General features: G+C 34.6%; 24 protein-coding genes and 1 pseudogene. 23 read left to right on the top strand and 2 right to left on the bottom strand.

Features of this window, described 5'->3' with window-relative positions:
* Positions 1-224 precede the first annotated feature (224 nt).
* From AC4BC7_RS08130 to AC4BC7_RS08220, 19 genes are all read left to right on the top strand, one after another.
* Entirely contained in the window at positions 225-2021 is a 1797-nt protein-coding gene (locus tag AC4BC7_RS08130; RefSeq protein WP_490504370.1) for a DUF4209 domain-containing protein, read from the top strand.
* Positions 2022-2111: 90 nt separating this feature from the next.
* Positions 2112-3191, top strand: coding sequence for a DNA cytosine methyltransferase (locus AC4BC7_RS08135; protein ID WP_172461411.1), 1080 nt, complete (start codon positions 2112-2114; stop codon positions 3189-3191).
* A gap of 69 nt (positions 3192-3260) precedes the next feature.
* The gene (locus AC4BC7_RS08140) at positions 3261-3410 is read left to right on the top strand and encodes a hypothetical protein (protein WP_002405418.1); all 150 of its coding nucleotides are present in this window, start codon (positions 3261-3263) and stop codon (positions 3408-3410) included.
* 2 nt (positions 3411-3412) lie between these two features.
* Positions 3413-3820: an antirestriction protein ArdA gene (locus tag AC4BC7_RS08145; protein WP_002405419.1), complete on the top strand. Its 408-nt coding sequence runs from the start codon at positions 3413-3415 to the stop codon at positions 3818-3820.
* Between the two features lie 147 nt (positions 3821-3967).
* On the top strand, positions 3968-4282 hold the full coding sequence (locus tag AC4BC7_RS08150; protein WP_005228395.1) for a YdcP family protein: 315 nt from the start codon (positions 3968-3970) through the stop codon (positions 4280-4282).
* A gap of 15 nt (positions 4283-4297) precedes the next feature.
* A complete protein-coding gene (locus AC4BC7_RS08155) occupies positions 4298-4663 on the top strand; it encodes a YdcP family protein (RefSeq protein ID WP_002405422.1) in 366 nt (121 codons plus the stop codon).
* 3 nt (positions 4664-4666) lie between these two features.
* Positions 4667-6043, top strand: coding sequence for an FtsK/SpoIIIE domain-containing protein (locus AC4BC7_RS08160; RefSeq protein WP_002405423.1), 1377 nt, complete (start codon positions 4667-4669; stop codon positions 6041-6043).
* Entirely contained in the window at positions 6033-6317 is a 285-nt protein-coding gene (locus AC4BC7_RS08165; RefSeq protein WP_002405424.1) for a hypothetical protein, read from the top strand. The genes AC4BC7_RS08160 and AC4BC7_RS08165 overlap by 11 nt, the downstream gene beginning before the upstream one ends.
* Positions 6318-6385: 68 nt before the next feature.
* A complete protein-coding gene (locus tag AC4BC7_RS08170; RefSeq protein ID WP_010774565.1) occupies positions 6386-6724 on the top strand; it encodes a hypothetical protein in 339 nt (112 codons plus the stop codon).
* Positions 6725-7148: 424 nt separating this feature from the next.
* The gene (gene mobT, locus AC4BC7_RS08175) at positions 7149-8339 is read left to right on the top strand and encodes a MobT family relaxase (RefSeq protein WP_060815082.1); all 1191 of its coding nucleotides are present in this window, start codon (positions 7149-7151) and stop codon (positions 8337-8339) included.
* A 13-nt stretch (positions 8340-8352) separates the two neighbouring features.
* Positions 8353-8574 carry a hypothetical protein gene (locus AC4BC7_RS08180; RefSeq protein WP_002405428.1) on the top strand — a complete coding sequence of 74 codons (222 nt, stop codon included), beginning with the start codon at positions 8353-8355 and terminating at the stop codon, positions 8572-8574.
* A 16-nt stretch (positions 8575-8590) separates the two neighbouring features.
* Positions 8591-9091, top strand: a complete 501-nt coding sequence (locus AC4BC7_RS08185; RefSeq protein WP_002405429.1) for an antirestriction protein ArdA — start codon at positions 8591-8593, stop codon at positions 9089-9091.
* Positions 9092-9224: 133 nt separating this feature from the next.
* The gene (locus AC4BC7_RS08190; protein ID WP_010774564.1) at positions 9225-10034 is read left to right on the top strand and encodes a Hachiman antiphage defense system protein HamA; all 810 of its coding nucleotides are present in this window, start codon (positions 9225-9227) and stop codon (positions 10032-10034) included.
* A complete protein-coding gene (locus AC4BC7_RS08195) occupies positions 10024-13161 on the top strand; it encodes a DEAD/DEAH box helicase (protein ID WP_005231832.1) in 3138 nt (1045 codons plus the stop codon). Before AC4BC7_RS08190 ends, AC4BC7_RS08195 begins: the two co-directional genes overlap by 11 nt.
* Positions 13162-13208: 47 nt before the next feature.
* Positions 13209-13601: a conjugal transfer protein gene (locus AC4BC7_RS08200; RefSeq protein WP_025188218.1), complete on the top strand. Its 393-nt coding sequence runs from the start codon at positions 13209-13211 to the stop codon at positions 13599-13601.
* Positions 13585-16032 (top strand): conjugal transfer ATPase TcpF, encoded by a 2448-nt coding sequence (tcpF, locus tag AC4BC7_RS08205; RefSeq protein ID WP_010774562.1) that lies wholly within the window; start codon positions 13585-13587, stop codon positions 16030-16032. The genes AC4BC7_RS08200 and tcpF overlap by 17 nt, the downstream gene beginning before the upstream one ends.
* Before the next feature lie 31 nt (positions 16033-16063).
* Positions 16064-18280 carry a CD3337/EF1877 family mobilome membrane protein gene (locus AC4BC7_RS08210; protein ID WP_002405434.1) on the top strand — a complete coding sequence of 739 codons (2217 nt, stop codon included), beginning with the start codon at positions 16064-16066 and terminating at the stop codon, positions 18278-18280.
* Between the two features lie 10 nt (positions 18281-18290).
* Complete coding sequence (locus tag AC4BC7_RS08215; protein ID WP_002405435.1) at positions 18291-19310, top strand: bifunctional lytic transglycosylase/C40 family peptidase; 1020 nt, start codon at positions 18291-18293, stop codon at positions 19308-19310.
* Positions 19311-19326: 16 nt separating this feature from the next.
* Positions 19327-20244, top strand: a complete 918-nt coding sequence (locus tag AC4BC7_RS08220) for a conjugal transfer protein (RefSeq protein ID WP_002405436.1) — start codon at positions 19327-19329, stop codon at positions 20242-20244.
* A gap of 718 nt (positions 20245-20962) precedes the next feature.
* On the opposite strand, the pseudogene AC4BC7_RS08225 reads toward AC4BC7_RS08220, so the two are convergent.
* A pseudogene (locus AC4BC7_RS08225) lies at positions 20963-21037 on the bottom strand (hypothetical protein); the annotation flags it as partial.
* A gap of 35 nt (positions 21038-21072) precedes the next feature.
* Here AC4BC7_RS08225 and tet(S) point away from each other — a divergent pair.
* On the top strand, positions 21073-23013 hold the full coding sequence (tet(S), locus tag AC4BC7_RS08230) for a tetracycline resistance ribosomal protection protein Tet(S) (RefSeq protein ID WP_002405437.1): 1941 nt from the start codon (positions 21073-21075) through the stop codon (positions 23011-23013).
* Positions 23014-23136: 123 nt separating this feature from the next.
* The gene (locus AC4BC7_RS08235) at positions 23137-23268 is read left to right on the top strand and encodes a cysteine-rich KTR domain-containing protein (protein ID WP_015063314.1); all 132 of its coding nucleotides are present in this window, start codon (positions 23137-23139) and stop codon (positions 23266-23268) included.
* Between the two features lie 514 nt (positions 23269-23782).
* Here AC4BC7_RS08235 and AC4BC7_RS08240 read toward each other — a convergent pair.
* The gene (locus AC4BC7_RS08240) at positions 23783-24139 is read right to left on the bottom strand and encodes a helix-turn-helix domain-containing protein (protein ID WP_017370348.1); all 357 of its coding nucleotides are present in this window, start codon (positions 24137-24139) and stop codon (positions 23783-23785) included.
* A 479-nt stretch (positions 24140-24618) separates the two neighbouring features.
* Here AC4BC7_RS08240 and AC4BC7_RS08245 point away from each other — a divergent pair, with 479 nt between their 5' ends.
* Positions 24619-25092 carry a sigma-70 family RNA polymerase sigma factor gene (locus AC4BC7_RS08245; RefSeq protein ID WP_002405439.1) on the top strand — a complete coding sequence of 158 codons (474 nt, stop codon included), beginning with the start codon at positions 24619-24621 and terminating at the stop codon, positions 25090-25092.
* Positions 25089-25316: a helix-turn-helix domain-containing protein gene (locus tag AC4BC7_RS08250; protein WP_002405440.1), complete on the top strand. Its 228-nt coding sequence runs from the start codon at positions 25089-25091 to the stop codon at positions 25314-25316. The genes AC4BC7_RS08245 and AC4BC7_RS08250 overlap by 4 nt, the downstream gene beginning before the upstream one ends.
* Positions 25317-25545 lie beyond the last annotated feature (229 nt).

Below are 25545 nucleotides of genomic sequence, written 5' to 3' on the forward strand. Positions count from 1 at the left end.
AGATATTTTACGCTATCGTATAGGTTTCCATGTGCATAAATATAGTAAAACACTCTTTCATTCTTGTCAGTTATACATTCTAATAAATGATTAACTATCTTTTTGAATCTCTTTTATTCACTTGCTTCATCCAGTTAAAAATTATTTTTTATATACTTATATTCCTTCATAGCATTTGAGAGGGTATAATTAAATTTAAAATTAGGTATATCGGAGATAACTAGATGACGAAATTTATAGATAAAATTAATGAACTAGAAAGAATAGAAATTACCAAGTATTATACAGAATTTAGAGATGGTTTTAAAGAAATCCATGATTGGGCAAAATCGGAAGGATTTTTAAATGAAGCAAAATTAGCAAAATATGAAATTGATATTTGTTCACTTATCGAAAAAAAACCAATTCTTTCGAATAATAAAAGCGACACTAGATTTGTCCCCGAATACAGTATTACAGGCATTGGAAATGTTCCTGAAATTACAGCTTTCACTGATGAACAATTTTTATATTATGAAAGAAGAATGATTGAAACTGATAATATTTTTTTAAAAGTAAGATATTCAGATTTTCTTTTTGAGTATGGGAGTGAAAAAGTAACGAGAAAAAAATATCAAATTTCACAATTTTTACTTGCATCACTTGTAGAAAGTTGTAGAAAATATCAGACTGTACATGAGGATAGTAATTTTATTTTATCTATATCAAGATTAGTTGAGGTTTCGCTTTCTATGAATAATAAAAAATACCTGCAACAAGCTATTCAACTAATACATTCACAATTAATTGAATCGAAGGATATAGATAATTCGATATGGGCTTGTAATCTTTCTCAATTAGTAAGAATCATTTTAGATTCTAAATTTAAAGGTTACATTTCAGAAGAACTTTACACCTGTACATTAACAATATTGACAAATCTTAAAAACAAATGTTTTGAAAATCATGAGTATCATTTTTATAGATTATTTATTGAGGAATCTATAGCTCTTGGAAAGTTTGAGGCATACAATACAGAACAAATACAAAACCTCCGTCTGGATATTGGAAAAAGCTATGAATTAGAGGCTGAGTATCAAGGCGGGAGACAACAAAAAAGCTCATTAACAAAAGCTTTTAACTTAGAACAAGCACTTGAATACTATAAGAATATGGGAGAAACAGAAAAAATTAATGACTTAAAAGTTTTAATAAAGCAAACTTATGAAACATATCAACAAAGTGATGAAATGGCAACAATAAAAATTCCTTTTACAATTCCTACAGACTATATCGATAATTGTATTTCACCTTATATTATTTCTAACATTCATGAATCTCTTGATAAGCTTGCAAAAAGTGACGAATTTATTCCAAATGTCAGTATAATTAAGCAGCAACAATCACTTCAAGAAGCAGATAATAATTTTTTTAATCTTGTCTCAAAAAGTATAATTCATGGTGGAAACAAAATCGTAAACGCAGAAACTAAAGAAGAGTCAAAAAAGTTCATTTTCATTACTAGTTATGTACAAGAATTGACACTAAATTTAGAGATTTTTTTAAAGGCTATTTTTGAAAAATTGATAGAAGAACATAGCCTTTCTGCCGATCATCTTATGGAAAAATTTGATTCATGGAAAATGCTTGATGAGAGAAACTACCCTCTTGTAAAAGCAGGAATTGAAAATTTTTTTAAAGAAGACTATGTTAGCTCTATTCATATTTTAGTTCCTCAATTTGAATCTACATTTAGACGGTTTCTTGCTAAATTGGGATTCGCAACTACATCACTCAAAAAAGATATGGTTCAGTATGAAATAACATTTAACGAATTTTTAGTTAAAGATTACATTAAAACTTTTCTAGGAGAGGATATTCATACTTTAATTCAAATAATTATGGTTGAACCAATGGGTCTTAATCTACGAAATGAAATTGCACATGGTCTAATTAAACAATCTGACATTACGAAATCAAAATGTATCTTAGTTATTTATCTATTTTTAATTTTAACAAGATACGATGATAATAAAGAGTAATCTTTTTATATTTCACCCTTATAATCAAATAGAAATCACAACATTTTTTTGGACACTTCATATTGGGGTGTCTTTTTTATTTACAAGGAGATGATAAGAATAACAAATCTTACTTTAGGAAGCCTCTTTGACGGTATCGGTGTCTTCCCTCTTGCCGCTCAAAAACAGGGCATTACACTATCATGGGCAGGTGAAATCGAAAAAGCACCGATTCGTATTACAAAGAAACAGTTTCCCCATATGATTCATTTAGGAGATTTAACCAAACTACATGGTGGAAAAATTCCACCGGTTGATATTGTCACGTTTGGATCCCCTTGTCAGAACCTCTCAACCATTGGAAATCGTGAAGGATTAGCTGGCAAAAAATCCAATTTATTTTATGAAGCTATCAGAATTATTGAAGAAATGAGGGATGCCACCAATGGAAAGTATCCAACTCTCGCTATTTGGGAAAACGTCATGGGAGCTTTTTCATCGAATGACCGGATGGATTTTAAGGCCGTCTTGGAAGCCTTCGTTCAAGCCGAAGTTCCAATTCCTCCCTCTCGTCAATGGGCAAATGCCGGTATGGTGCGAGGGAGAAATGTTGATGTGTGTTGGCGAGTCCTTGATAGTCAATATTGGGGTGTCCCCCAACGACGCCGAAGAATCTTTCTCGTCGCAGATTTTAGAGACTTCCGTGCCAGAGAAATATTATTTGACACCCAAGGAATGCAGTCGCATCTTGAAACTTGCGACCAGAACAGGTTGTCGTCCCCCAAAGACAATCGAAGCCTTACTACTAAAGCAGGGCGGCAACTATTCCTCTATCCCTTCCAAGAGCGCCGAATGCGTACGTATGCAAAAGAAAAAAATACCAAAGGATTCGTCTCCAGTTTCGGACAATCAACTGACCCTTTTCCCACTCTCTTAGCAGGTACTGTTGATACCTTTGCTTATTGGCAAGAAGGATTTGAAACTGAAGGGTTTGTTCGGAAGCTCATTCCACTTGAATGTGAGCGAATCATGGGTTTGCCTGAAAATTGGACACAATATGGATTTGATAATCAATTAATCAGTGACTCTGCCCGATACAAAGCACTAGGAAACTCTATCGTTGTTCCCTGTGCGGAATTTATTTTGTCGAATGTCGCAAAGGTCTATGGTAAAGGAGAATCGTATGGTTAAACACGCGAACGCTTAAACGCTGCCCAACAATTATTATGTACCAATTCAATCAATCAGTTGTCTGCGGCGATGCATAACTTCCAATTTTTACAACATATTGACGGCCGAGAAGTGCGTGGACGTCAAGCAATCGCAGAACAATTGATGGAAGTCGAAGAATACCTACTGATTGTTAAAAATCAAATACAAACTATTCGGAATTTATACAAGGAGAAATAAAAATGGATAACACAATTCAAGTATACGTCACCAACCTTAGTCGATTTGAGTATGACGGACTAATTATTGCCGCTTGGTTCACCCTACCTGTTTCTTTGGATGAACTAAGAGAAAAGCTACAATTGGAAACAGATGAAAGTTATGAAATTGAAGATTGGGAAGCCCCTTTCCGATTAACAGACGATGGGGATATTCTCACACTCAATCGTTTAGCGCTTTTAATCGAGGAAAACTGTCACTATGACTTATTTCCTTATTTAGATGAATTGATTGACTTAGATGTCTTTGAATCTCATGAGGATGGCTTAAAGCGATTAAATCATTTCGAGCACTTTGAAGAAAAGCCAACTGATCCAGATATTTTGGAAGATACCTTTGAGTTATCCGATGGCACCTATTTTACCATTTAAAGCAGTTTGACTAATCCAATAGTTGAGCTGCTTTTTTGTTTGGAAAGGAAGTGTATCAATGAGGAAAATCTCACGTTCCCCGCCGATCACAACAACAATTTTTAAGCTTATTTCAATACAAAATTTTGAATGAAAAGAGGAAAAACAATGGAATTAAAACACGTAGTACCGATTATGAAAGACACATTTGGACACTTAGAATTTGCGGGCGAAGGAAATGTTGAACAACGACGCATCAATGGTCGTTTAGCTACTGTTTCTCGTAGCTATAACCTATATTCAGATATACAACGTGCTGATGATATTGAGGTGATTTTACCTCATACAGCCGGAGAAAAATTCTTTGAAGTGGAAGAATCGGTCAAATTGATTAACCCACGCATTATCGCAGAAGGTTATAAGATTGGCGAACGAGGATTCACGAATTACATTTTACATGCAGACGATATGGTCAAAGCCTAAAGGAGGAAAATACACATGAGATTAGCACAAGGAATTATTATCGACAAAGAAAAAACGTTTGGACGGTTGAAATTTTCTGCACTACGTCGGGAAGTTTTTCTAAACAATGAAGATGGCAGTGTATCAACTGAAGTCAAAGAACGAACCTATGATTTAAAATCACGTGAACAAGGACGAATGATTCAAGTCAGTATTCCCGCTTCAATTCCATTACGAGAATTTGATTACAATGCTGAAGTGGAATTAATCAACCCAATCGCAGACACCGTAGCCAATGCGACTTATCGTGGGGCGGATGTTGATTGGTACATTAAGGCCGATGATTTGGTTCTAAAGAATAAAACCACACCGAAAATTGAGCCAAAGAATAAACAGGGATAGCCCATGAAACTCTTACAAAGAAAAGGAAAACGAATCAGACCAAGCGATAAACACTTGGTCTTTCAGTTTTTCTTTGGTGCTATATTAAGTTGTTGGTTACTTGCATTTTTTCCCTTTCATCTGGCTTTTTTCAGTCGAACTACTTGGCAACTAGAGGAATTTAAACAACACTTTTTCAGTCCCTATGGTAGTCTATCACTCGTCTTCTCACTTCTTACTGTTGGTTTTCTCCTCTATTTACTGTATCGGTATGGGTTCGATTATTACAAGAGTTTAACCCATCGTCAAAAACTCGCTCGAATGATTCTAGAAAACGGATGGTTAGAAACAAAACAAGTGGAAGAATTTCAACTCTTTGAAGATTCCCCTGCTAAAAAGAAAGAAAAAATCAGCTACTTTGCTAAGTTCTACTATCGAATGCACAACGGACTGATTGTTATTACTGTTGAAATCACATTAGGTAAATACCAAGATCAATTGTTACGCTTAGAGAAGAAATTGGAATCAGGCTTGTACTGTGAGCTAGTCGATAAAGAACTCAAAGACTCTTTTGTGGAATACACCCTACTCTATGACACGATTGCCAATCGAGTTTCAATTGAAGAGGTTTCTGTGAAAGATGGGGCTATGCAATTGATGAAAAATTTGGCGTGGGCTTTCGATTCTTTGCCTCATATGTTGATTGCAGGTGGAACCGGTGGTGGGAAAACGTATTTCATTCTTACGATTATTGAGTCCCTTCTTCAAACCAACGCCAAGCTGTTTATCCTTGATCCCAAAAATGCCGATTTAGCGGACTTAGGAACAGTGATGGATAATGTCTATTACCAAAAAGAAGAAATATCTGCATGTATCGATGATTTTTATGCTCGCATGATGGCGCGTAGTCTCGATATGAAGAAAATGCCTCATTATAAAACAGGCGAAAATTACGCTTATCTAAACCTAGAACCAAACTTCCTTATTTTTGATGAGTATGTGGCGTATATGGAAATGTTGAGTGCTAAAGAAAATATGGCAGTCATGAATAAATTAAAACAAATCGTCATGTTAGGTCGGCAAGCGGGATTCTTTATTATCTTGGCTTGTCAGCGACCGGATGCAAAATACTTACAAGATGGGATTCGTGATCAGTTTAATTTTCGTGTGGCACTTGGGCGTATGAGTGAGCTTGGGTATTCCATGATGTTTGGAGATGTCGATAAAGATTTCTTTTTAAAACAAATTAAAGGCCGAGGATATGTAGATGTTGGAACCAATGTCATTAGCGAATTCTACACACCACTTGTTCCTAAAGGACATGATTTTTTAGAAACGATTGGTGCCTTGTGTCACTCGAAACCATTAGTAAAAAAGGAGGAATCTGAAGATGGAGTTTGATGATTGCATTTATCGTTTGTATGAACTTTCAAGAACTGAGAATGAAGAATTACAACAACGTTTTCACTCTCTAGCTTCTGATGTCAGTAAAAATGGGATTACTGGTTTAGTCCCTATCGAAGAAGGCGGCATTACAGATGGCGTTCCACTCACTGTGGTTCTATCTATCTTACAATCAGGGTTAGAACTAGCCACCTCTCCTTTTGACCGGACAAAAATTGAAGCCTTGTATAATGACTTACTTTCAGAAGGTATCGATGGCTATACGAAATAGCACGGATAGAAGCGGAATTTTTAAACAAACTGCGGTATAGTTAATGTAACAAGATGGGAGGAATTGCCATGTCTCACTTTACCCGTACTGTTTTTACCAGTTTGCATCCAGCCTATTTGATCCGTCAGTATATCTTTAGTGGTATTGTCACTGCGTTTTTCTATTTTTCAAGTCCTGATACTGCCCCTACTTCATTTTATGTCTTTTTAGGATTAAACTTTCTTCTCTATCCATTTGCTATGTTTGTTTATGATTCGATTGTCTCTCTTTTAATGGGGAATAATGTGTGGATTACCAGTGGCATTTTTGCCTTCATTTGGGGCTTCATCAAAATTTTATTAATTTACTTCTTTAGTGTTTTGATTGCGCCAATTGGCATCCTTATTCTGTATTTTACAAATCGTTAGAGAATTAGATTATAAAGGTCTTCCATTCGTCCCGTAGAAAAGATGTGAAGGATCGAAGGAGCCTGTGACTGATACTTTATATCTTTTAGAGGGGAAACATGAGCGTAGTCGAATGTATAAAATCAAGAATATCAACAATTTCACTGCCCATTAGTGGAAAGAACAACGTAATAAACGGAACACAGACAGAAAAAGTCATGACGGCAGCGCATAAGTCATGGCTTTTTCTTATCTGGTGGGTGTGGCTTGCCACGCCCACCTTGATTAACCCCCCCATTCTAACAGGGGGGTAGAAATACAAAAATAATAAGCAATAAAGGCTTAGGAACTTTGATACAACAAACTTTCTATCGCTTTATGAGGTGTCAACTTTTTTTGAATAGTTGACATCTTTTTTGTTCACTCAAAAAAGAAAGGAGAAGTTGTGTTGATAAACCTCAAACAACAAGTATTAGAACTAAAAGAACGGAGAAAAAACTATGGTGTATCGCAAAATAAACTAGCTACTGCAGTTGGTATCTCAAGACAATACCTTAGTGAAATTGAAACAGAAAAAGTCGTTCCTTCCAGTGAGTTACTTTCAGAATTAGATGTTCTGCTCGAACGTTTCAATCCAGAGTTACCCTTGGAAATGCTATTCGACTATGTACGGATTCGATTTCCAACCACTAATCCAGAAGGAGTGATCGAGAATATCTTAAAACTAAAAATGAAGTATATGTTACATGAGGAATACGCTTTTTACTCGTATGAGGAACAATATGTTTTTGGTGATATCGCGGTCATGGTATCTCATGATATTGAAAAAGGTATTCTCGTAGAAATGAAAGGCAAAGGCTGTCGGCAATTTGAACATTTTTTGTTGGCACAACGAAGAACGTGGGTAGACTTCTTCCTAGATGTCTTTGCAGTAAATGGTGTTTATAAACGTTTGGATTTAGCGATTAACGATAAAGTCGGCTTATTAAATATTCCAGAACTCACGCGTAAATGTCAGAACGAAGAATGTATTTCTGTCTTTCGTAGCTTTAAAAATTATCGTTCAGGTGAATTGGTTCGCCAACATGAAAAAGCTGATATGGGTGATACGTTGTATATTGGTTCGCTAAAATCAGAAGTCTATTTTTGTATCTATCAAAAAGATTATGAGCAATATGTAAAACTTGGGATTCCATTAGAAGAGAATCCAGTCAAAAATCGTTTTGAGATTCGTTTGAAAAATGAACGTGCCTTACACGCAGTGATTGATTTATTAAACAATGGAAACGTTGGCGAAACGACCTTCTCCATTATCAACCGATATATTCGGTTTGTGGATAAAGATTCCAACAAACGTCGTAGTCAATGGAAAATTAATGCGGATTGGGCATTTTTCCTAGGAGAAAATCAGCGAAAACTAAAACTAACTTCAGAACCTGAACCCTATTCGTTTGACCGAACCTTGAATTGGTTGTCACGACAAGTCATTCCTACCTTAAAATTAGCAATGAAAATCGACAAACTCAATCAAACGAGTGTCATCCAAAATATGATTGATTATGCGGAATTATCGGATCGTCAGAAAAAGATTTTACAACAACAAACCCTTCCTGTAGAGGAAGTTATTATTAATTAAAGGAGAATGTGTGATGAACTTTGGACAAAATTTATATAATTGGTTTCTTTCCAATGCGGAATCATTAGTATTAATGGCAATTGTTGTGATTGGTGTGTATTTAGGTTTTAAAAGAGAATTTTCTAAATTGATTGGCTTCTTGATCATTGCCTTAATTGCGGTTGGCTTGGTATTTAATGCTGCTGGTGTAAAAGATGTCTTATTGAATCTTTTCAATCGTATTATCGGTGCTTAGAAGGGAATGAAACCAAATGGATATGCAAGTTTATATCTCCAACTTAGGAAAATACAACGAAGGCGAAATAGTCGGTGCTTGGTTCCAACCACCTATTGATATGGAAGAGGTCAAAGAAAAAATTGGATTGAATGATCAATACGAAGAATATGCAATTCATGATTATGAGTTGCCTTTTGAAATTGGTGAATACACACCCATTTCAGAAATTAATCGATTATGTGCCTTAATTGAAGAGATTGAGGACACAGAAATTTTGAAAGAATTAAAAGAAATTCAGAGCATGTGGTTTTCTAGTTTAGAAGACTTGATTGAACACAAAGACGATATTATCTGTTATTCAGATTGTGATTCAATGGAAGATGTAGCGACTTATTATGTGGAGGAAACAGGCCAACTTGGTGAAGTTCCTTCTAACCTTCAAAATTATATTGACTATCAATCACTTGGACGAGATATGGAGTTGGAAGGGAACTTTTTAGTTACGAGTAATGGGGTGTTTGAATATTTAGGATAGCATAGAAAAATCTAGCATACATCCTAATATTTACTAATCTTTTATATAAACAATTTCTTTCTGTTATAAAACAATTAATACCCTTTTAAAATTAATGATATAATGTTATTAATTTTAAAAGGGGTTGAGTTTTATGGATATTCCGAAATTCATTGATTACTTTATTCATGAAGAAATCGTTATCACTGACAAAGGAAAAGATATCTCTGTTATAAAAATTGAAATAAATGATGATCTGACCGTTTTCGAACAATGGGCAAGACATCTTAGAGAGCATTATTGTTCACTTGAAGAATTGGATGAACTAAGAGAAGGTACTGGTCTTTCTAGAGCTGAATTCCTTAGAGATATGAAGTTTCCCAATCCAAATTTTGGATTGGGTTCAGCAACAATGTCCGGTGATTTTTCAGAAATATTAATTGCAGATTACATTGAATACATCTTGAATTATATAGTTCCAAGAGTACGCTACAGACAAAAATTCAATCGAAATACTTCCACACAAGGAAGTGACTTAATTGGGTACAAAGTAGAGTCTATTGAAACTAATAGTATCAATGATGAAATGTTAATTGTTGAAGTAAAAGCTAGAAATAGTGAATCAAATCCAGAAGCAACTCTACAAAATGCTGTAGATCATTCTGCAAAAGACCTTGTTAGAATAGCTGAATCTTTAAATGCCTCTTACAGAATGTTAAAGAACTATAATGAAGAGGAAGGTATGCGTTTAGTAAGAAGATTTCAAAATCCTACAGACAGACCTCATAAGAGAACTTTTGCTGCAGCAGCTGTTAGTTCGGATAAAGCTTTTTCTAGAGAGTTATTAAAAGAAATCGATACTTCAGAACATCCTAGTCCAGATGTTCAGTTAATAGCTGTACACTCTCCTAAATTTTTAGAATTTATTAAACAAATGTATGTGAGGGCTGCCAATGTTAATTGAAAATAATTCAAAATATTACTTAAAAAAAGTTCAAGCAAAATCAAAAATGTTTGAATACAATGTTCCTCTTGAAGAGCATATCCAAGTAGAATATATGGCACAAGAATTAATAGTCCTTGCAATAGCGACAATTGGTGATGCATCTAATTTTATTTGGGATAATAGATATACTGAATTTTCTTCAAAATTAAATAATGAACTATTTGAAAATTTAAATTTCACATCAATTTACTTTGATTCACTACTTACTTCAGAGATTGGTGAAGCAAGTTATAATGATTATTTTGGATTATTAGGGGCAATTTCTTTCTATCTTTCGGATGCACTTGGAAGTACAAAAGTAATGATAAACAAGATAGATTGGGCAATGGATTTAGAAATTAATGAAATTGATACTTTTCTTTTATATCTATTAGCAGACAGATTGGACGAATTAAAGGGGTACGAGTTTTCCAGTCAATATGGTAATCTCTTCTATTATCTAATATATGACTTATCTCAATTTTACTTAGATGGTACACCCATTGATTTTGAAAAATTAAATGACTTAAAACAAGAAATATATCTATCTCAAAATCCACGAGAGATTCTTTTTGGAGATTCATTATTGGCAGTTTTTATTAAAAAGTATAAAAATTCTGCTTTGAATCTTTTGCCCAATTATTCTGATACGACAATACAAGATTGGGAAGATTTATTGTTAAACAATCATACAATAAAAGAATTGTGGCCTAGTCAAATTTTGCTAGGAGAAAAGAATATTTTTAAAGGTAAATCTGGAGTCATTCAAATGCCTACGAGTTCTGGCAAAACAACTTCAATTGGTTTAATAATTAGATCAGCTTTTATTACCCATCGAACAAAACTTGCCGTTGTTGTGGCTCCATTTAAAGCTCTCTGCAAAGAAATAACTCTAAATTTAATAGAATTCTTTTCAAATGATGAGGTAATCATAAACGAACTGTCGGATATTGCAGAAAAAGATGATATTGCGTTCTTTGATAATGATATCGCTACAAACACATTGATTATACTCACTCCTGAAAAATTACTGTTCTTAATTAGAAATAATAGTGAAATTTTGGAAGAACTTAACTTGATTATTTTTGATGAAGCTCACTTATTCGATGATAGCTCGCGAGGTACTAATTATGAATTGCTTGTTTCAACAATCAGATATTACTTAAATGAATCTTCACAAAAAATACTGATCTCAGCGGTTATTGCGAATAGTGAAGTAATCAATGAATGGTTAAATGGTACTGATGGAGAAGTTATTTCTAACAACAATATTATTTCTTCCCAACGATCAATAGCAATAGGTGATTGGATGGGACAAACTGGACAGTTATATTTTCTAAATCAAGATAATCCTGACATAGATGATTTTTATGTCCCAAGAATTGTTGATATACGTGAAATAAATAGACTTGATAGAGAAAGAGCAAAAAGGTATTTTCCTGACGTGGATTTTCGTAAAAGAAAACTCAATAAACCTTACGATATGCAAATTTATTATGCATTAAAAATGGTTCACAATGGAGCAACAGCTATATTCTCTGGAACAAAAAAAACTGCTGATAAGACCATCGAAAGACTACTTGAACTTGAAGAAAGAGGACTAGATATATCAGCCTTTTCAAATGAAGTTAGTCAAAATGAGAATACAAAAATAGCAAGTCTTATTAATATGAACTTAGGAAGTGATACTGAATATTATATTTCAGCCTTGAAGGGCATATTTATTCATCATGGTAATATTCCTCTAGGAATTCGATTATCAGTTGAATATGCAATGTCGCAGAATTTAATCAATTTTGTAGTTTGTACTTCCACCTTAGCTCAAGGAGTGAATTTACCAATTAAATACCTTATTATTTCAAGTCTCTATCAAGGAAAAAGTCAAATGAAGGTTCGTGATTTTCACAATTTATTAGGTAGAGTGGGTAGAGCAGGTAAGCATATTGAAGGAACGGTTATATTATCAGAACCTTTTATTCATTCTAACAAATCAAATTGGAAATGGAACAGATACAAAAATATGCTAGATATTGATAATTCAGAAGACAGTGAGAGTAATTTATTAAAGCTTGTTAGGCCTATTATAATTGATAAATTCCCCCCTATTAATCTTTGGAATGTACTGCCACAAAAGTATACTAATCAAGAACAGTTTAATGATGTAATCAATAAGATAAAAACCGTAATTAGCAACTCAAATTTTCCGAATAAAATATCAGACTTCAACTTCGAATTAAAGATAATTTTAGATATTTTAAAAGATGTCGAAAACTATGTAATGTACTTTGTGAAATACTTTAAAGATTCAAATCCAAATTTTACTAATATGGTAACTCAGCAAACTTTAGGTTATCATTTGGCTAGCGATAGCGAAAAAGAAAAATTAGTTGAACTGTTTGAGGTAATTAAGACTTATTCTCTTTCTTTCACTGAAGCTGAACTATCTCTTTATTCAATATCCTCTTTAGGATTTGATAACTCTAAAGTCTTGTCTCAATGGATTTCAGAGAAAATTGAAAACATTACTCAAGCAAGGTCAGAATTTGAATTGATTGACATAATCTTTCCTCAGTTAATATTATTCTCAGAAAATAATATTATAAATAGGATTGATGATACTTCTATTTTTACTCAGATATGTGAATTATGGACTCAAGGACAAAGCTATTCTGATATTTTAAACTATTGTCAAAGCAATCAATTCCAAATTAGTAAGCGTAATCAGCTAGTTCCGCTCATATTACAAGATATCATTGAAATATGTGATAACATACTAGCTTACAGCACTATATTACCTCTAAATGGAGTTGCAACATTTATGGAAAATTCCGAAAATGATTCAACACTTCATTTGATTAAAAGTCTACAAAAGAAAATACGTTATGGACTTCCTAGCAATCTATCAATAAATATTTTCGAGCTTGGTTTTTCTGATCGAGTAATTGCTCAAATTTTGGCTCGAATTATTGAAAATTCTTCTTCTTTTACAATTACTTCAATTAGTAAAAGGATAACTAAAGAATTACTTAGACAAAATAAACGAGAGATTGAAGAAGCACTAAAAGTTTTTCCTCAATATTTTCTGGATATATTGAGAAAAATATAAACTATTGAGAGCACCTTTATAGGTGTTCTTTTTTGGAGGTGTTTAAACTGAAAAAACTAAAAAGCTATACCAGTATTTGGTCCGTTGAAAAAGTGATTTATGCCATCAACGACTTTAAACTTCCCTTTCCAATTAGTTTTAGTCAGATGGCTTGGTTTGTTTGTAGTCTGTTTACGGTGATTCTACTGGCTGATATCCCTCCTCTTTCATTGATTGAGGGGGCGTTATTGAAATATGTCGGCATTCCTGTTGGCTTGACTTGGTTCATGAGTCAAAAGACGTTCGATGGGAAGAAACCCTATCGTTTTATTCAAACCGTTGTCACTTATGCCTTCCGTCCCAAACGAACCTATGCTGGAAAAAAAGTAACCTTTGAAAAAGAGAAAATGGATGAAACTGCCACAATTGTAAGGAGTGAATACATTGAATTATCCGATTAAATACATTGAAAACAACCTCGTATTCAATCACGAAGGCGAATGTTTTGCCTATTTTGAATTGTTGCCCTATAACTATTCCTTTTTGACCCCTGAACAGAAACTTCAAGTCCACACGAATTTTCGACAACTCATTGCACAAAATCGTGAAGGTAAGATTCATGCCTTACAAATAAGTACCGAACGATCGATTCGTTCGATTCAAGAAAAAAGTAAAGAAACGGTCACTGGTCGGTTGAAAGACATTGCTTTTCAGCGGATTGATGAACAAACCGAAGCGTTAGTAAACATGATTGGTGACAATCAAGTGGACTATCGCTTTTTTATTGGCTTTAAATTACTGGTCAATGAAGAGGAAGTTTCCTTAAAGAATTTGAAAAAATCTGCCAAAAATACACTCACTACATTTTTTAGAGAAGTGAATCAAAAATGGATGGGTGATTTTGTCGTGATGCCACAAGATGAGGTCCGTCGTTACACAAAAATGGCTGACCTCTTACAAGCAAAGATTGAACGACGTTTCCATATCAGACCCTTAGATAAAAATGATTTTGGCTATTTGATTGAACATCTGTATGGCAAAGAAACAAGTTCTTTTGAGGAATACGAATTCCCTTTACCTCTCAAAAAATTGAAACACCAAACACTCGTAAAACGATATGATTTACTGAAACCCACTCGTTCCTTGATTGAAGAAAACCAACGCTATTTGAAAATTCAAAATGAAGAAACGACGTCTTATGTTGCTTACTTTACGATTGATTCGATTGTGGGCGAATTGGATTTTCCTTCCAATGAGATTTTCTATTACCAGCAACAACAATTCGACTTCCCCATTGATACCAATATGAACATTGAAATTGTTGCCAATAAAAAAGCCTTGTCTACTGTTCGGAACAAGAAAAAAGAACTCAAAGACTTGGACGATCATGCGTGGAATAGTGACAATGAAACAGGAAACAACGTTTTGGAAGCCTTAGAAGATGTCAATGAGTTAGAAGCTGAATTAGACCAGACCAAAGAAGCCATGTACAAACTAAGCTATGTTATTCGAGTGGCAGCTTCTTCCTATGAAGAATTAAAACGTCGTTGCAATGAGATCAAAGATTTCTATGACGATTGGAGTATTAAATTGGTTCGTCCCTTTGGCGATATGTTGGGCTTACATTATGAATTTCTTCCTTCAAGCAAACGATACATCAACGACTATGTGCAATATGTGACTTCTGACTTTCTAGCTGGCTTAGGTTTTGGTGCTTCCCAAATGTTAGGAGAAACAGAAGGAATTTACATTGGCTACAACATCGAGACTGGAAAAAATGTGTATCTTAAACCTAGTTTAGCTAGTCAAGGTGTCAAAGGTTCGGTGACGAATGCTCTGGCTTCGGCTTTTCTTGGTTCTTTAGGTGGTGGAAAATCCTTCTCTAATAACTTGTTGGTGTATTACTCGGTTTTATTTGGGGCACAAGCGTTAATTGTTGATCCAAAGGCCGAACGTGGCAATTGGAAAGAAACCTTGCCAGACATGGCCGATGAAATTAATATTGTCAATTTAACCAGTGAAGAGAAAAATCAAGGCTTGCTTGATCCCTATGTTCTCATGAAACGGAAGAAAGACGCTGAAAGTTTAGCGATTGATATTCTCACTTTTCTAACTGGAATTTCTAGTCGAGATGGGGAACGTTTCCCTCTTTTACGAAAAGCGATTCGATCCGTCACTCAAAAAGAGATTCGTGGTTTGTGGTTAGTCATTGATGAATTACGAGAAGATGACAACCCACTATCGCATTCGATTGCGGATCACATTGAAAGTTTTACCGATTATGACTTTGCCCATTTACTATTTAGTGATGGGACAACGGAAAACTCGATTAGTTTAGAGAAACAGTTAAATATTATTCAAGTGGCAGATTTGGTTTTACCAGACGCCCAATCTAATTTTTCAGATTACACCACTCTTGAATTATTGAGTGTGGCTATGTTAATTGTCATTTCGACTTTTGCTTTGGATTTCATTCATTCTGATCGAACCAAATTTAAAATTGTGGATTTGGACGAAGCGTGGTCGTTTTTACAAGTAGCTCAAGGAAAAACCTTGTCGAATCGCTTAGTTCGTGCAGGACGTGCAATGAATGCGGGTGTTTATTTTGTCACGCAAAATGCGGACGACTTAATCGATGAAAAATTGAAAAACAATATTGGCTTAAAGTTTGCCTTTCGTTCAACGGATAGTCAGGAAATCAAAAAAACATTGACTTTCTTTGGTGTGGATCCCAACGACGAGGACAATCAAAAACGGTTGCGAGAATTAGAAAATGGCCAATGCTTGATTCAAGATTTATATGGGCGTGTTGGTACAATTCAAGTCCATCCAGTCTTTGAAGATTTATTCCATGCCTTTGATACTCGTCCCCCCGTCCATCAAGAAGAGTGAGGTGTATACATTGAAACCAAAATTGAAAAAAATGCTAGGTGTCATTCTTCTAATTGGAGGAATGACTTTTTTATTTCTCTTACTTTTTGGTACTGTCGCTCAGGCGATTGGACTAGTTGATGATACCGTGGACGTACAAAATTTGTATTCACAATATCCTTTGTCTCATTATCAATTGGATTTCTACGTTGATACCGATTGGGACTGGTTGCCTTGGAATTGGAAAGATGGCATTGGCAATCAAGTGCAATATGGCTTATATGCTATGTCTGATTTTATTTGGACCATTAGTTTGTACCTCTCCAATGCGACGGGTTACTTGATCAAACAAGCTTACAAACTGGATTTCATCTCAGACACAGCGAATCAAATTGGTGAAAATATTCAAATATTAGCAGGCATATCAGAAAATGGCTTTTCGACTTCTGGCTTTTATGTTGGCTTTCTGTTGTTGTTTATTCTGATTGTAGGGGCCTATGTTGCCTATGTCGGCTTGCTCAAACGAGAGACATCCAAAGCAATTCAAGCAGTCACGAATTTTCTTGTGGTGTTTGTTTTGTCGGCCGGCTTTATTGCTTTTGCCCCTTCGTACATTCAACGAATTAATGAATTTTCTGCCGATATTTCGCAAGCCAGTTTGGATTTAGGGGGGCAAATTATTTTTCCTCATTCCTCTTCACAAGGAACAGATAGTGTAGACAGTATTCGAGATACCTTGTTTTCGGTACAAGTCGAACAACCTTGGCTTTTACTACAATTTGATAACTCTAATAAAGAAGAAATTGGCGAAAGTCGGGTCAATGACCTGTTGGCAATCAATCCTGATACCAATAATGGGAAAGATCGTGAGGAAGCAGTAAAAAATGAAATTGAAGAACACGACAACCAACAACTAACCTTAACAAAAACGGTCAATCGATTAGGGACGGTTAGTTTTTTAGTCTTGTTTAACATTGGGATTTCCATTTTCGTTTTCTTATTGACTGGCATTATGATTTTCAGTCAAATTCTGTTTATTCTCTATGCAATGTTCTTGCCTATTATTTTCTTGTTGGCTATGTTGCCAACCTTTAGTGGCATGGGAAAAGCGGCATTGATGAAACTCTTTAATACCATTATGTTGCGAGCTGGAATCACGTTGATTATTACGGTGGCGTTTAGTTTATCCACCATGTTGTATAGCCTAACCACCAGTTATCCCTTTTTCCTAGTTGCCTTTTTACAGATTGTGACTTTTGCGGGTATCTACTTAAAGATGGGCGATATTATGAGTTTGTTTAATCTTCAAGCCAACGATTCCCAACAAATTAGTCGAGGGGTTATGAGACGACCAAAACAATATATGCACCGAGGAGCACGACGACTTCAACGAACCATTAGTCGAACCATGATCGGTGGTTCTCTTGGGTATTTGGCAGGCAAAACCAAAGGAAGAAAAAATGCCAAGCAACTTCCTTCAATTGCAGGTACAACGCCTTCCAATGCTCGTGCGTCTGTCCCTTCCAATCAACAAAAAAATGATCGCACACAACGACCAACCACTCGAAGTTATCAGACTGGGCAACAAATTGGGAAAGTCTTGGATAGTAAAAATCGAGCGAGCAATTTTGTGGCTCAAAAGAAACAACAAGTCAAAGAGTTACCTAAAACAGTTACAGGGAATCTTCATCAAACCATTTCTGATTTTAAACAAGGGATGTCAGATGAACGAACGGAATCAGTAACAAGTAAAAACAGACCGGTTGTACAATCTCGAAAAACAAAACAAGAAAAAAAGCGAGGAACAACAAATCCTACGACTGACAAAAACCATCAACGACCAGCTGTTGATTCGGTTCAAGCAGTGAATAAGATACAACAAGCAAGTACGTCAAACAAACGAATAGATTCAGTATCGAGAAAAAATAGACCGGTTATTCAATCTCGAAAAACAAATCGAGAAATGAAACCAATTCGTTCTACTGTTACTCGTCCACCTGTACAACACAGACCATCGAATAAGATCCAAACAGTATCGCAAGAAGTACCACAAGGACAGACAGCTTCCAAAGTACAAGAGCGAATAACCAAACAAAGGAACCGCTCGATAAAACAACAACCTTCTATCAAGCAACAAGCTCCTATTTCTCGCAAGCAACCAACAAGGTACATGACAAATCAGAAACAAACAACGTCAACTGTCCGTTATTCTCAAAATAACCGTCAAAAGAAAAATGTCCGTTTCACACGTCCAATGAAAAGAAAGTAGGTCAATCGCTATGAAATGGAAACTAAAAATAATGGTGGCTTTAACGCTCTTTCTGTCCTTCTTTGGCTTATTATCTTTTGTGGCAATTTTTGTGGCAGATGAACCTCAAGGTAATTCTTCTGATTCCATTGTTATTCAAGGAAGTGGTTTGTCTGTTTCACCAGAGGTCCTAAAGTATCGCTCCTTAGTAGAAAAATACGCAAAACAAGAGAATATTGAGGACTATATCCATATTCTCTTAGCGATTATTCAAGTTGAAAGTGGCGGCACTCTAAAAGATGTCATGCAATCGTCAGAATCAAAAGGCTTACCTCCAAATACGATTACTGATCCCGAAGAATCAATAAAACAAGGTGTTTCTTATTTTGCAGGACTGGTACGTTCTGCGGAATCGTTAGGTGTTGACCAACAAAGCGTGATCCAAGCGTACAATTACGGTGGGAGCTTTTTAAATTATGTCGCGAAGAATGGGAAAACTTATTCCTTTGAGTTAGCGGAAAGCTTTTCTAATGAACAAGCCAAAGGTCAACGAGTGACTTATAAAAATGCACTTTCTATTCCTAAAAATGGCGGCTGGCGTTATAACTATGGCAATATGTTTTATGTGCTATTAGTTATCCAATATTTAGAGACAGCTTCGCAAAAGTTTGATAATCAAACCGTTCAGATAATTATGGATGAAGCGTTGAAATATCAAGGCTATCCCTATGTTTTTGGCGGTTCCAATCCAAATACCTCTTTTGACTGTAGCGGCATTACCCAATGGACCTTTCAGAAAGCTGGCATCATTTTGCCTCGTACTGCCCAAGCACAATACGAGGTGATGGATCATTTGCCTTTGTCACAAGCTGAACCAGGAGATTTAATTTTCTTTCACTCGACCTATGCAACTGCCGATTATGTGACACATGTCGGCATTTATGTAGGAGATATGAGAATGTACCACGCTGGTGATCCGATTGGTTACACCGACTTAAATGAAAACTATTGGCAGCAACATTTAATTGGTGCTGGACGAATAAAACAATAAGAAATGAGGACAATTCATGAAAATTCATATTGAACACAAACCTAAAAAAGAAAAAGCAAACAGACAAAAGAAAGTCAAAACCATCCACTTGGGCACTCACAAAAAGAGTGTCCTTTTCTTGTGGCTGTTATTGATTGGTAGCTTTAGTTTTGGCCTGTATAAAAACTTTACCGCTATTGATACACACACGATTCATGAGACAACAGTCATTGAACCTGTGCTTGTGGATACCCATGCGATTGAGAGTTTTACTCTTAATTTCATTCAAGAATATTATTCTTGGGAAAATAACAAAGAAGCCATTGAGCAACGACCTGAACGAATCAATCGTTACCTGACTTCGGAATTACAAGAATTGAATGTAGATACAATTCGGACCGATATTCCCACGAGCTCTTCTGTCAGTGATTGTAAAATTTGGCAGATACAATCCATTGATGAACAGAATTTTGTAGTAGTTTATACGGTCAAGCAACAAATTAAAGAAGGCGAAGAAACGAAAAATGTGGCTTCTACCTATCGAATCACGATTCATCAAGATAAGAATAACAATCTAGTTATTACAAGTAATCCAACCGTCTGGGCAGCACCGAATCCCTCTGAATTTCAACCAGATACACTTGTAAACGATAATAATATTGATGAACAAACGAAGCTAGAAATTCTCGATTTTTTAGAAACTTTCTTTAAGTTGTATCCCAATGCTACTAAGAATGAATTGGATTATTATATGATGGAAGATGTTTTACCAATAATCAGTCAAAACTTTATTTACTCTGAGTTGGTGAATCCAATTATTCAGAAGAAAGAGAAACAGTATCTAGTAAAAATAGCCGTTCGATATTTAGACAATGAAACAAAGATTGAAAATATTTCCCAATACCAATTAACTTTAGAGAAGAAGGATAACTGGAAAATAATAATGAATGAATAAAGAATATTAAGATGAAAACAATACTTGAATATTTAGTATAAGCAAAAAAAATTGTATGTCACTATAGCAAACTTATAATGATTTAGCATAAATAATCCAAAATATAGCGTGAAATCAACCTTCTATGAGAAGTATAAGCAAATTCACCTTTATTCTAACTTATAACTATTTTCATTACATTACTTAAAAAGGTCTCTCCAATTTTTTCCAAATAAACAGTATAACTTTTAATGATATTTTCCAAGTCAAACTTAATATTAACAATTCAAAACTATTGGAACCACTGCAAAATATTTTGTTAAGCAGTATATATTTCAAAAATTATACGTAATATATTTGTAGAAAGGTTGTGGACAGTTGTCCTATTGACCTGAAAAGTAATATAATAGCTGGATGAATAAAGAATCCCTTATGAACTTGTAAATCGTTATTAAATCGCTGAATTTTGATAGCCATTCTGAAGAGTTATCTTCAACTACTACACTAACTTCCATTAATTTCTCATTAATTTCCCTTTCGTTCAAAAAATATGGTTGGCTTTACAAGCATTCTATCATATGATAGAATTAAGATAACATTCAAAAGGAGATAATAAAAATGCGGCAAGGTATTCTTAAATAAACTGTCAATTAGATAGCGGGAATAATTAATTAAGCATCCTTATTTAAAATAAGGACTGGTTTTTTGTGCCCAGTTTAAGAATACTTTTATCATTTTATCATAAAGCATCTGTGGCTATCAGTGTGTAGTATACAGCTATTTTTGTATTAAAATCCCAGTGATAAGAGTATTTATCACTGGGATTTTTTCTGCTTTTTGAGCTTTTGAATGGAGGAAATAAAATTGAAAATTATTAATATCGGTATCTTAGCACATGTTGATGCAGGAAAAACTACTTTGACAGAAAGCTTACTATACAGTAGCGGAGCAATTAAAGAGTTAGGAAGTGTAGATAGCGGTACAACGAAAACGGATACTATGTTTTTGGAACGCCAGAGAGGTATTACTATTCAGACCGCAATAACATCTTTTCAACGGGAAAATGTTAAAGTAAATATTGTAGATACTCCTGGACACATGGATTTTTTGGCAGATGTATACCGTTCATTATCTGTTTTGGATGGAGCTATTTTGCTAATCTCTGCAAAAGATGGAGTACAGTCACAAACTCGTATACTATTCCATGCACTTAGAAAGATGAACATACCTATAATATTTTTTATTAACAAAATTGATCAAAATGGAATAAATTTGCCAGATGTTTATCAAGATATTAAGGACAAACTTTCTGACGACATCATAATTAAGCAGACTGTGAATCTAAATTTGAAACCTTATGTAATAGATTATACTGAACCAGAACAATGGGAGACAGTAATTGTGGGAAATGATTATTTATTAGAAAAATATACCATTGGGAAAACATTGAATATTGCAGAACTTGAAAAGGAGGAAAACGAAAGAATTCAAAGTTGCTCCTTATATCCTGTTTATCACGGAAGTGCAAAGAATAATATTGGAATTAAACAACTTATAGAGGTAATTACTAGCAAATTATTTTCACCCACACAACTCAATTCAGATAAACTTTGTGGAAATGTTTTTAAAGTAGAATATTCAGATGATGGTCAACGGCTTGTCTATGTACGTCTTTATAGTGGAACGCTACATTTGCGAGACTCAGTCAATATATCAGAAAAGGAAAAAATAAAAGTTACAGAAATGTATACTTCAATAAATGGAGAATTACGCCAGATAGATAAGGCAGAGCCTGGTGAGATTATTATTTTAAAAAATGAGCTTTTAAAACTAAATAACGTACTTGGAGATAAAAAAAGATTACCACATAGAGAAATTCTTGAGAATCCTCTTCCTATGTTACAAACAACAATTGAACCATGTAAATCAGTACAAAGAGAAAAGTTACTAGATGCACTTTTTGAAATATCCGATAGTGATCCCCTTCTACAATATTATGTAGATACAGTAACTCACGAAATTGTGCTATCTTTTTTAGGTGAGGTCCAAATGGAGGTAACTTGTACTCTGATTCAAGAAAAATATCATATTGAGATAGAAACAAGAAAACCAACTGTCATTTATATGGAAAGACCATTAAAAAAATCTGAATTTACCATTGATATCGAAGTACCTCCAAATCCTTTCTGGGCTTCTATTGGTTTATCTGTAACACCACTTCCTTTGGGTAGTGGCATTCAGTATGAGAGCCTGGTTTCTCTAGGTTATTTAAATCAATCATTTCAAAATGCAGTTATGGAAGGTATACGCTATGGGTGTGAACAAGGATTGTACGGTTGGAAATTAACAGACTGTAAGATCTGTTTTAAGTATGGTCTATATTACAGCCCTGTCAGTACGCCAGCAGATTTCCGAATGCTTGCGCCTATTGTACTAGAGCAGGCTTTTAGAAAGAGTGGTACAGAGTTATTAGAGCCATATCTTAGCTTCGAAATTTATGTACCACAAGAATATCTTTCGAGAGCATATAATGATGCTTCCAAATATTGTGCAAATATTTTAAATACTAAGTTAAAAGGTAACGAGGTCATTCTCATTGGTGAAATTCCAGCCCGTTGTATTCAAGAGTATCGAAACAGTTTAACTTTCTTTACAAATGGACGCAGTGTCTGTTTAACAGAGTTAAAAGGTTATCAGGTTACTAACATTAAGTCTGCTTTCCAACCACGTCGTCCAAATAATAGAATAGACAAAGTAAGGCATATGTTTAATAAAATCAACTTACATTGATAGTGAACTAAAGAGAAATTTTTAAAATGAATATTGAGTTGTTAATTAGAACAGGAGGATATAGATATTGTAAATACTAGGTGGATACTGTGCCCTATATGTGGCAATAAGACCCGTTTAAAAATGAGGGAAGATACTGAATTAAAAAATTTCCCTCTATTTTGTCCTAAATGCAGACAAGAAATTTTAATTGAAATAACGAAGTTTAGAATAACTGTAATTACAGAGCCAGACGCAAAGACGCAGAGCCGATAATTCGAGATATCAAAATCTCATTTTATCGGCTTTTTCTTTTCTATGCATACCATTGAGCTTAGTTCTTGATATCCTTTATAAGAAAATAAGTGTACTGATTTTTTTTGCAGTAGCTGTATTACAGTAGACATCCCTCAAGCATAAAAAGTATACAATTAAAATTCAATACTTGATTATTGATGAAGTACAGAGTTACTCGTCATTTCAAAACTAGTATATCAGTCAAGTTTTTCCTAAGGAACAAAAACGAACTTCGCTATGGGAATCAAAAATTTTTAGTCGGATGAAGTGATATGCAATAAATCCAGAAAATTTTCCCAACAACAAAAAAATGAACTGTACTTTGCAGCGATAAGAGTAACCAAAGAACTATTTATCATTCGCTCTAGTTCCTAAGTGTAACAAAGATAAATTCATTTTCTATTTATGATTAACAAAAATCAGAAAAAATTCATTACATCTTTGTAATCAATCTTTCCTGATAGTATTAATTAATCCATTGTGTATTATTGAACTAGTTAAATTTACATTTTTCTCCGTAAATTGCTTGAATCACTTTCCCAATCGTCACTAATTCATCTTCATCCAGACAATCCAACTGTGCTTCTACTTGAAGACGTTTGGAGCTTTTATGACTGTTTTCTTCCCCTAAAATAAATCCATCCAAAGAAATATTTAGCAAAGTCACTAAATCATATACAACATGAAAACTTGGCTGTTGTCCTTTATTTTCAATGTTCGTCAAATAGCGTGGCGCAATCTGGATCATTGATCCTACCTGCTCACGAGTCAATCCTTTACTAAGACGGGCTTCTTTAATCGCAAGACCCAATGGTTTGAAATCAAAAGTTCTATGTTTTTTTCTGTCCATCATATATCACCTATCGGCATTATACTGTTCCTATCTAAATGTAAACAGGCCTTATATAAAGCAGTATATAGCTTAAATAAATCCTATTTTTTTCAAATTGCTAAAAGAAAAAAAAAATCAGTCTTTTAGCGATTTCTTTCCTATGCACAAAAATATATCTGAGTACACTAAACGACGATTTCTGAATCGTCATTTTTTTATGTGTAAAGCTAAAGACGATGTTTTTGGGAGAATAAACCATGACTCATGACAGCATCCATTGGATTTATTTACTAAATTTATCAAAAAAATTTTTTCTATTTCAAAGAATCCTTTCGGATTAAAATGTAGTTTCCTGGTTCTATTAAAAGGGAACTATTTGTGTGAATTACTTTGTCCATATCGTCGGATATGGACTTTTTTGTGTTTTTCTAAAAGTTTTTTTCAAAAATTCCGTCATTTCCTCTCTTTACGTCGGGTTATATTACGAAAGGAGATAAATGTTCATTGGAATCATCTTCTTTCTCAACGGGAAAGGAGGTGTGAATGACATGAGTTCTTCCCTGTTCCAAGCTGCCATTGAAATGCAATTTGACTATATTTGTAAACGATCCATTGATGACGAACGTAAGGATTATTTAAAGTCTCTCAGTCGGATATCAAAAAAAGAAGTCGCTTTTTCAGAACTAGATGATTATGTAGTGGAACAGTTTGCTAGTATTGACCAGTATCCATCCGATTTCAGTTACTTTGAATTGGAGGGTGCAGAAATTGCTGTTAAAAGTATGTCTCTAGGAGAAGCATTAGAGCGTTTGCCAAAGAAAAAAAGAAACATTATCTTGTTTTATTACTTTATTGAAATGAATGACGCAGAAATTGCAAATTTGATGGGATTGAGTCGCTCAACGGTAAATGAGCATCGACACAAAGCGTTACATTTGATTCGAAAATTCATGAAGGAGGATGCGCAATGAAGACAACCTATTCCAGAGTCCCCTTTGACGTGATTGTACAGGCAATTGATGGTGATGTGGTGGCAATTAATCAAATCAAAGAACATTTTCGTCCGTATATGATGCAACGCTCTCTCCGGTTTCTGAAAGATGAAGTAGGGCAAAAACATCTGGTGGTAGATGAAGTATTATCTGCTCGTCTTGAAACACGTTTGCTTACAAAAATCTTAGCATTTAAGATTTGATAGCTTCATCCTTCGTGGAGGTGTGGTCAACCTCTCACACTTCCTCGATTGTTTATTATTCCATGAAAGTTTACTGGTTTAAGCAAATTTTCATGGGCTAGTAAGCCACTTGCTCCTTGACAACTAAATAGCATAATTAGATACGTTCAGTTTTAGAAGAAGCGGTGTAAGAAAGTGCGCGATGATTTTCATTTGAAAGGAGCGATACACACTTTGGTTACAGCTTTCA

The organism is Enterococcus sp. AMC1623 (assembly GCF_058216495.1).

Bases quoted from the DNA above. Each gene is read 5' to 3' on its own strand.
- AC4BC7_RS08130 (WP_490504370.1), top strand. From the start codon at position 225: ATGACGAAATTTATAGATAAAATTAATGAACTAGAAAGAATAGAAATT.
- AC4BC7_RS08135 (WP_172461411.1), top strand. From the start codon at position 2,112: ATGATAAGAATAACAAATCTTACTTTAGGAAGCCTCTTTGACGGTATC.
- AC4BC7_RS08140 (WP_002405418.1), top strand. From the start codon at position 3,261: ATGCATAACTTCCAATTTTTACAACATATTGACGGCCGAGAAGTGCGT.
- AC4BC7_RS08145 (WP_002405419.1), top strand. From the start codon at position 3,413: ATGGATAACACAATTCAAGTATACGTCACCAACCTTAGTCGATTTGAG.
- AC4BC7_RS08150 (WP_005228395.1), top strand. From the start codon at position 3,968: ATGGAATTAAAACACGTAGTACCGATTATGAAAGACACATTTGGACAC.
- AC4BC7_RS08155 (WP_002405422.1), top strand. From the start codon at position 4,298: ATGAGATTAGCACAAGGAATTATTATCGACAAAGAAAAAACGTTTGGA.
- AC4BC7_RS08160 (WP_002405423.1), top strand. From the start codon at position 4,667: ATGAAACTCTTACAAAGAAAAGGAAAACGAATCAGACCAAGCGATAAA.
- AC4BC7_RS08165 (WP_002405424.1), top strand. From the start codon at position 6,033: ATGGAGTTTGATGATTGCATTTATCGTTTGTATGAACTTTCAAGAACT.
- AC4BC7_RS08170 (WP_010774565.1), top strand. From the start codon at position 6,386: ATGTCTCACTTTACCCGTACTGTTTTTACCAGTTTGCATCCAGCCTAT.
- AC4BC7_RS08180 (WP_002405428.1), top strand. From the start codon at position 8,353: ATGAACTTTGGACAAAATTTATATAATTGGTTTCTTTCCAATGCGGAA.
- AC4BC7_RS08185 (WP_002405429.1), top strand. From the start codon at position 8,591: ATGGATATGCAAGTTTATATCTCCAACTTAGGAAAATACAACGAAGGC.
- AC4BC7_RS08190 (WP_010774564.1), top strand. From the start codon at position 9,225: ATGGATATTCCGAAATTCATTGATTACTTTATTCATGAAGAAATCGTT.
- AC4BC7_RS08195 (WP_005231832.1), top strand. From the start codon at position 10,024: ATGTTAATTGAAAATAATTCAAAATATTACTTAAAAAAAGTTCAAGCA.
- AC4BC7_RS08210 (WP_002405434.1), top strand. From the start codon at position 16,064: ATGCTAGGTGTCATTCTTCTAATTGGAGGAATGACTTTTTTATTTCTC.
- AC4BC7_RS08215 (WP_002405435.1), top strand. From the start codon at position 18,291: ATGAAATGGAAACTAAAAATAATGGTGGCTTTAACGCTCTTTCTGTCC.
- AC4BC7_RS08220 (WP_002405436.1), top strand. From the start codon at position 19,327: ATGAAAATTCATATTGAACACAAACCTAAAAAAGAAAAAGCAAACAGA.
- AC4BC7_RS08235 (WP_015063314.1), top strand. From the start codon at position 23,137: ATGAGGGAAGATACTGAATTAAAAAATTTCCCTCTATTTTGTCCTAAA.
- AC4BC7_RS08240 (WP_017370348.1), bottom strand. From the start codon at position 24,139: ATGGACAGAAAAAAACATAGAACTTTTGATTTCAAACCATTGGGTCTT.
- AC4BC7_RS08245 (WP_002405439.1), top strand. From the start codon at position 24,619: ATGTTCATTGGAATCATCTTCTTTCTCAACGGGAAAGGAGGTGTGAAT.
- AC4BC7_RS08250 (WP_002405440.1), top strand. From the start codon at position 25,089: ATGAAGACAACCTATTCCAGAGTCCCCTTTGACGTGATTGTACAGGCA.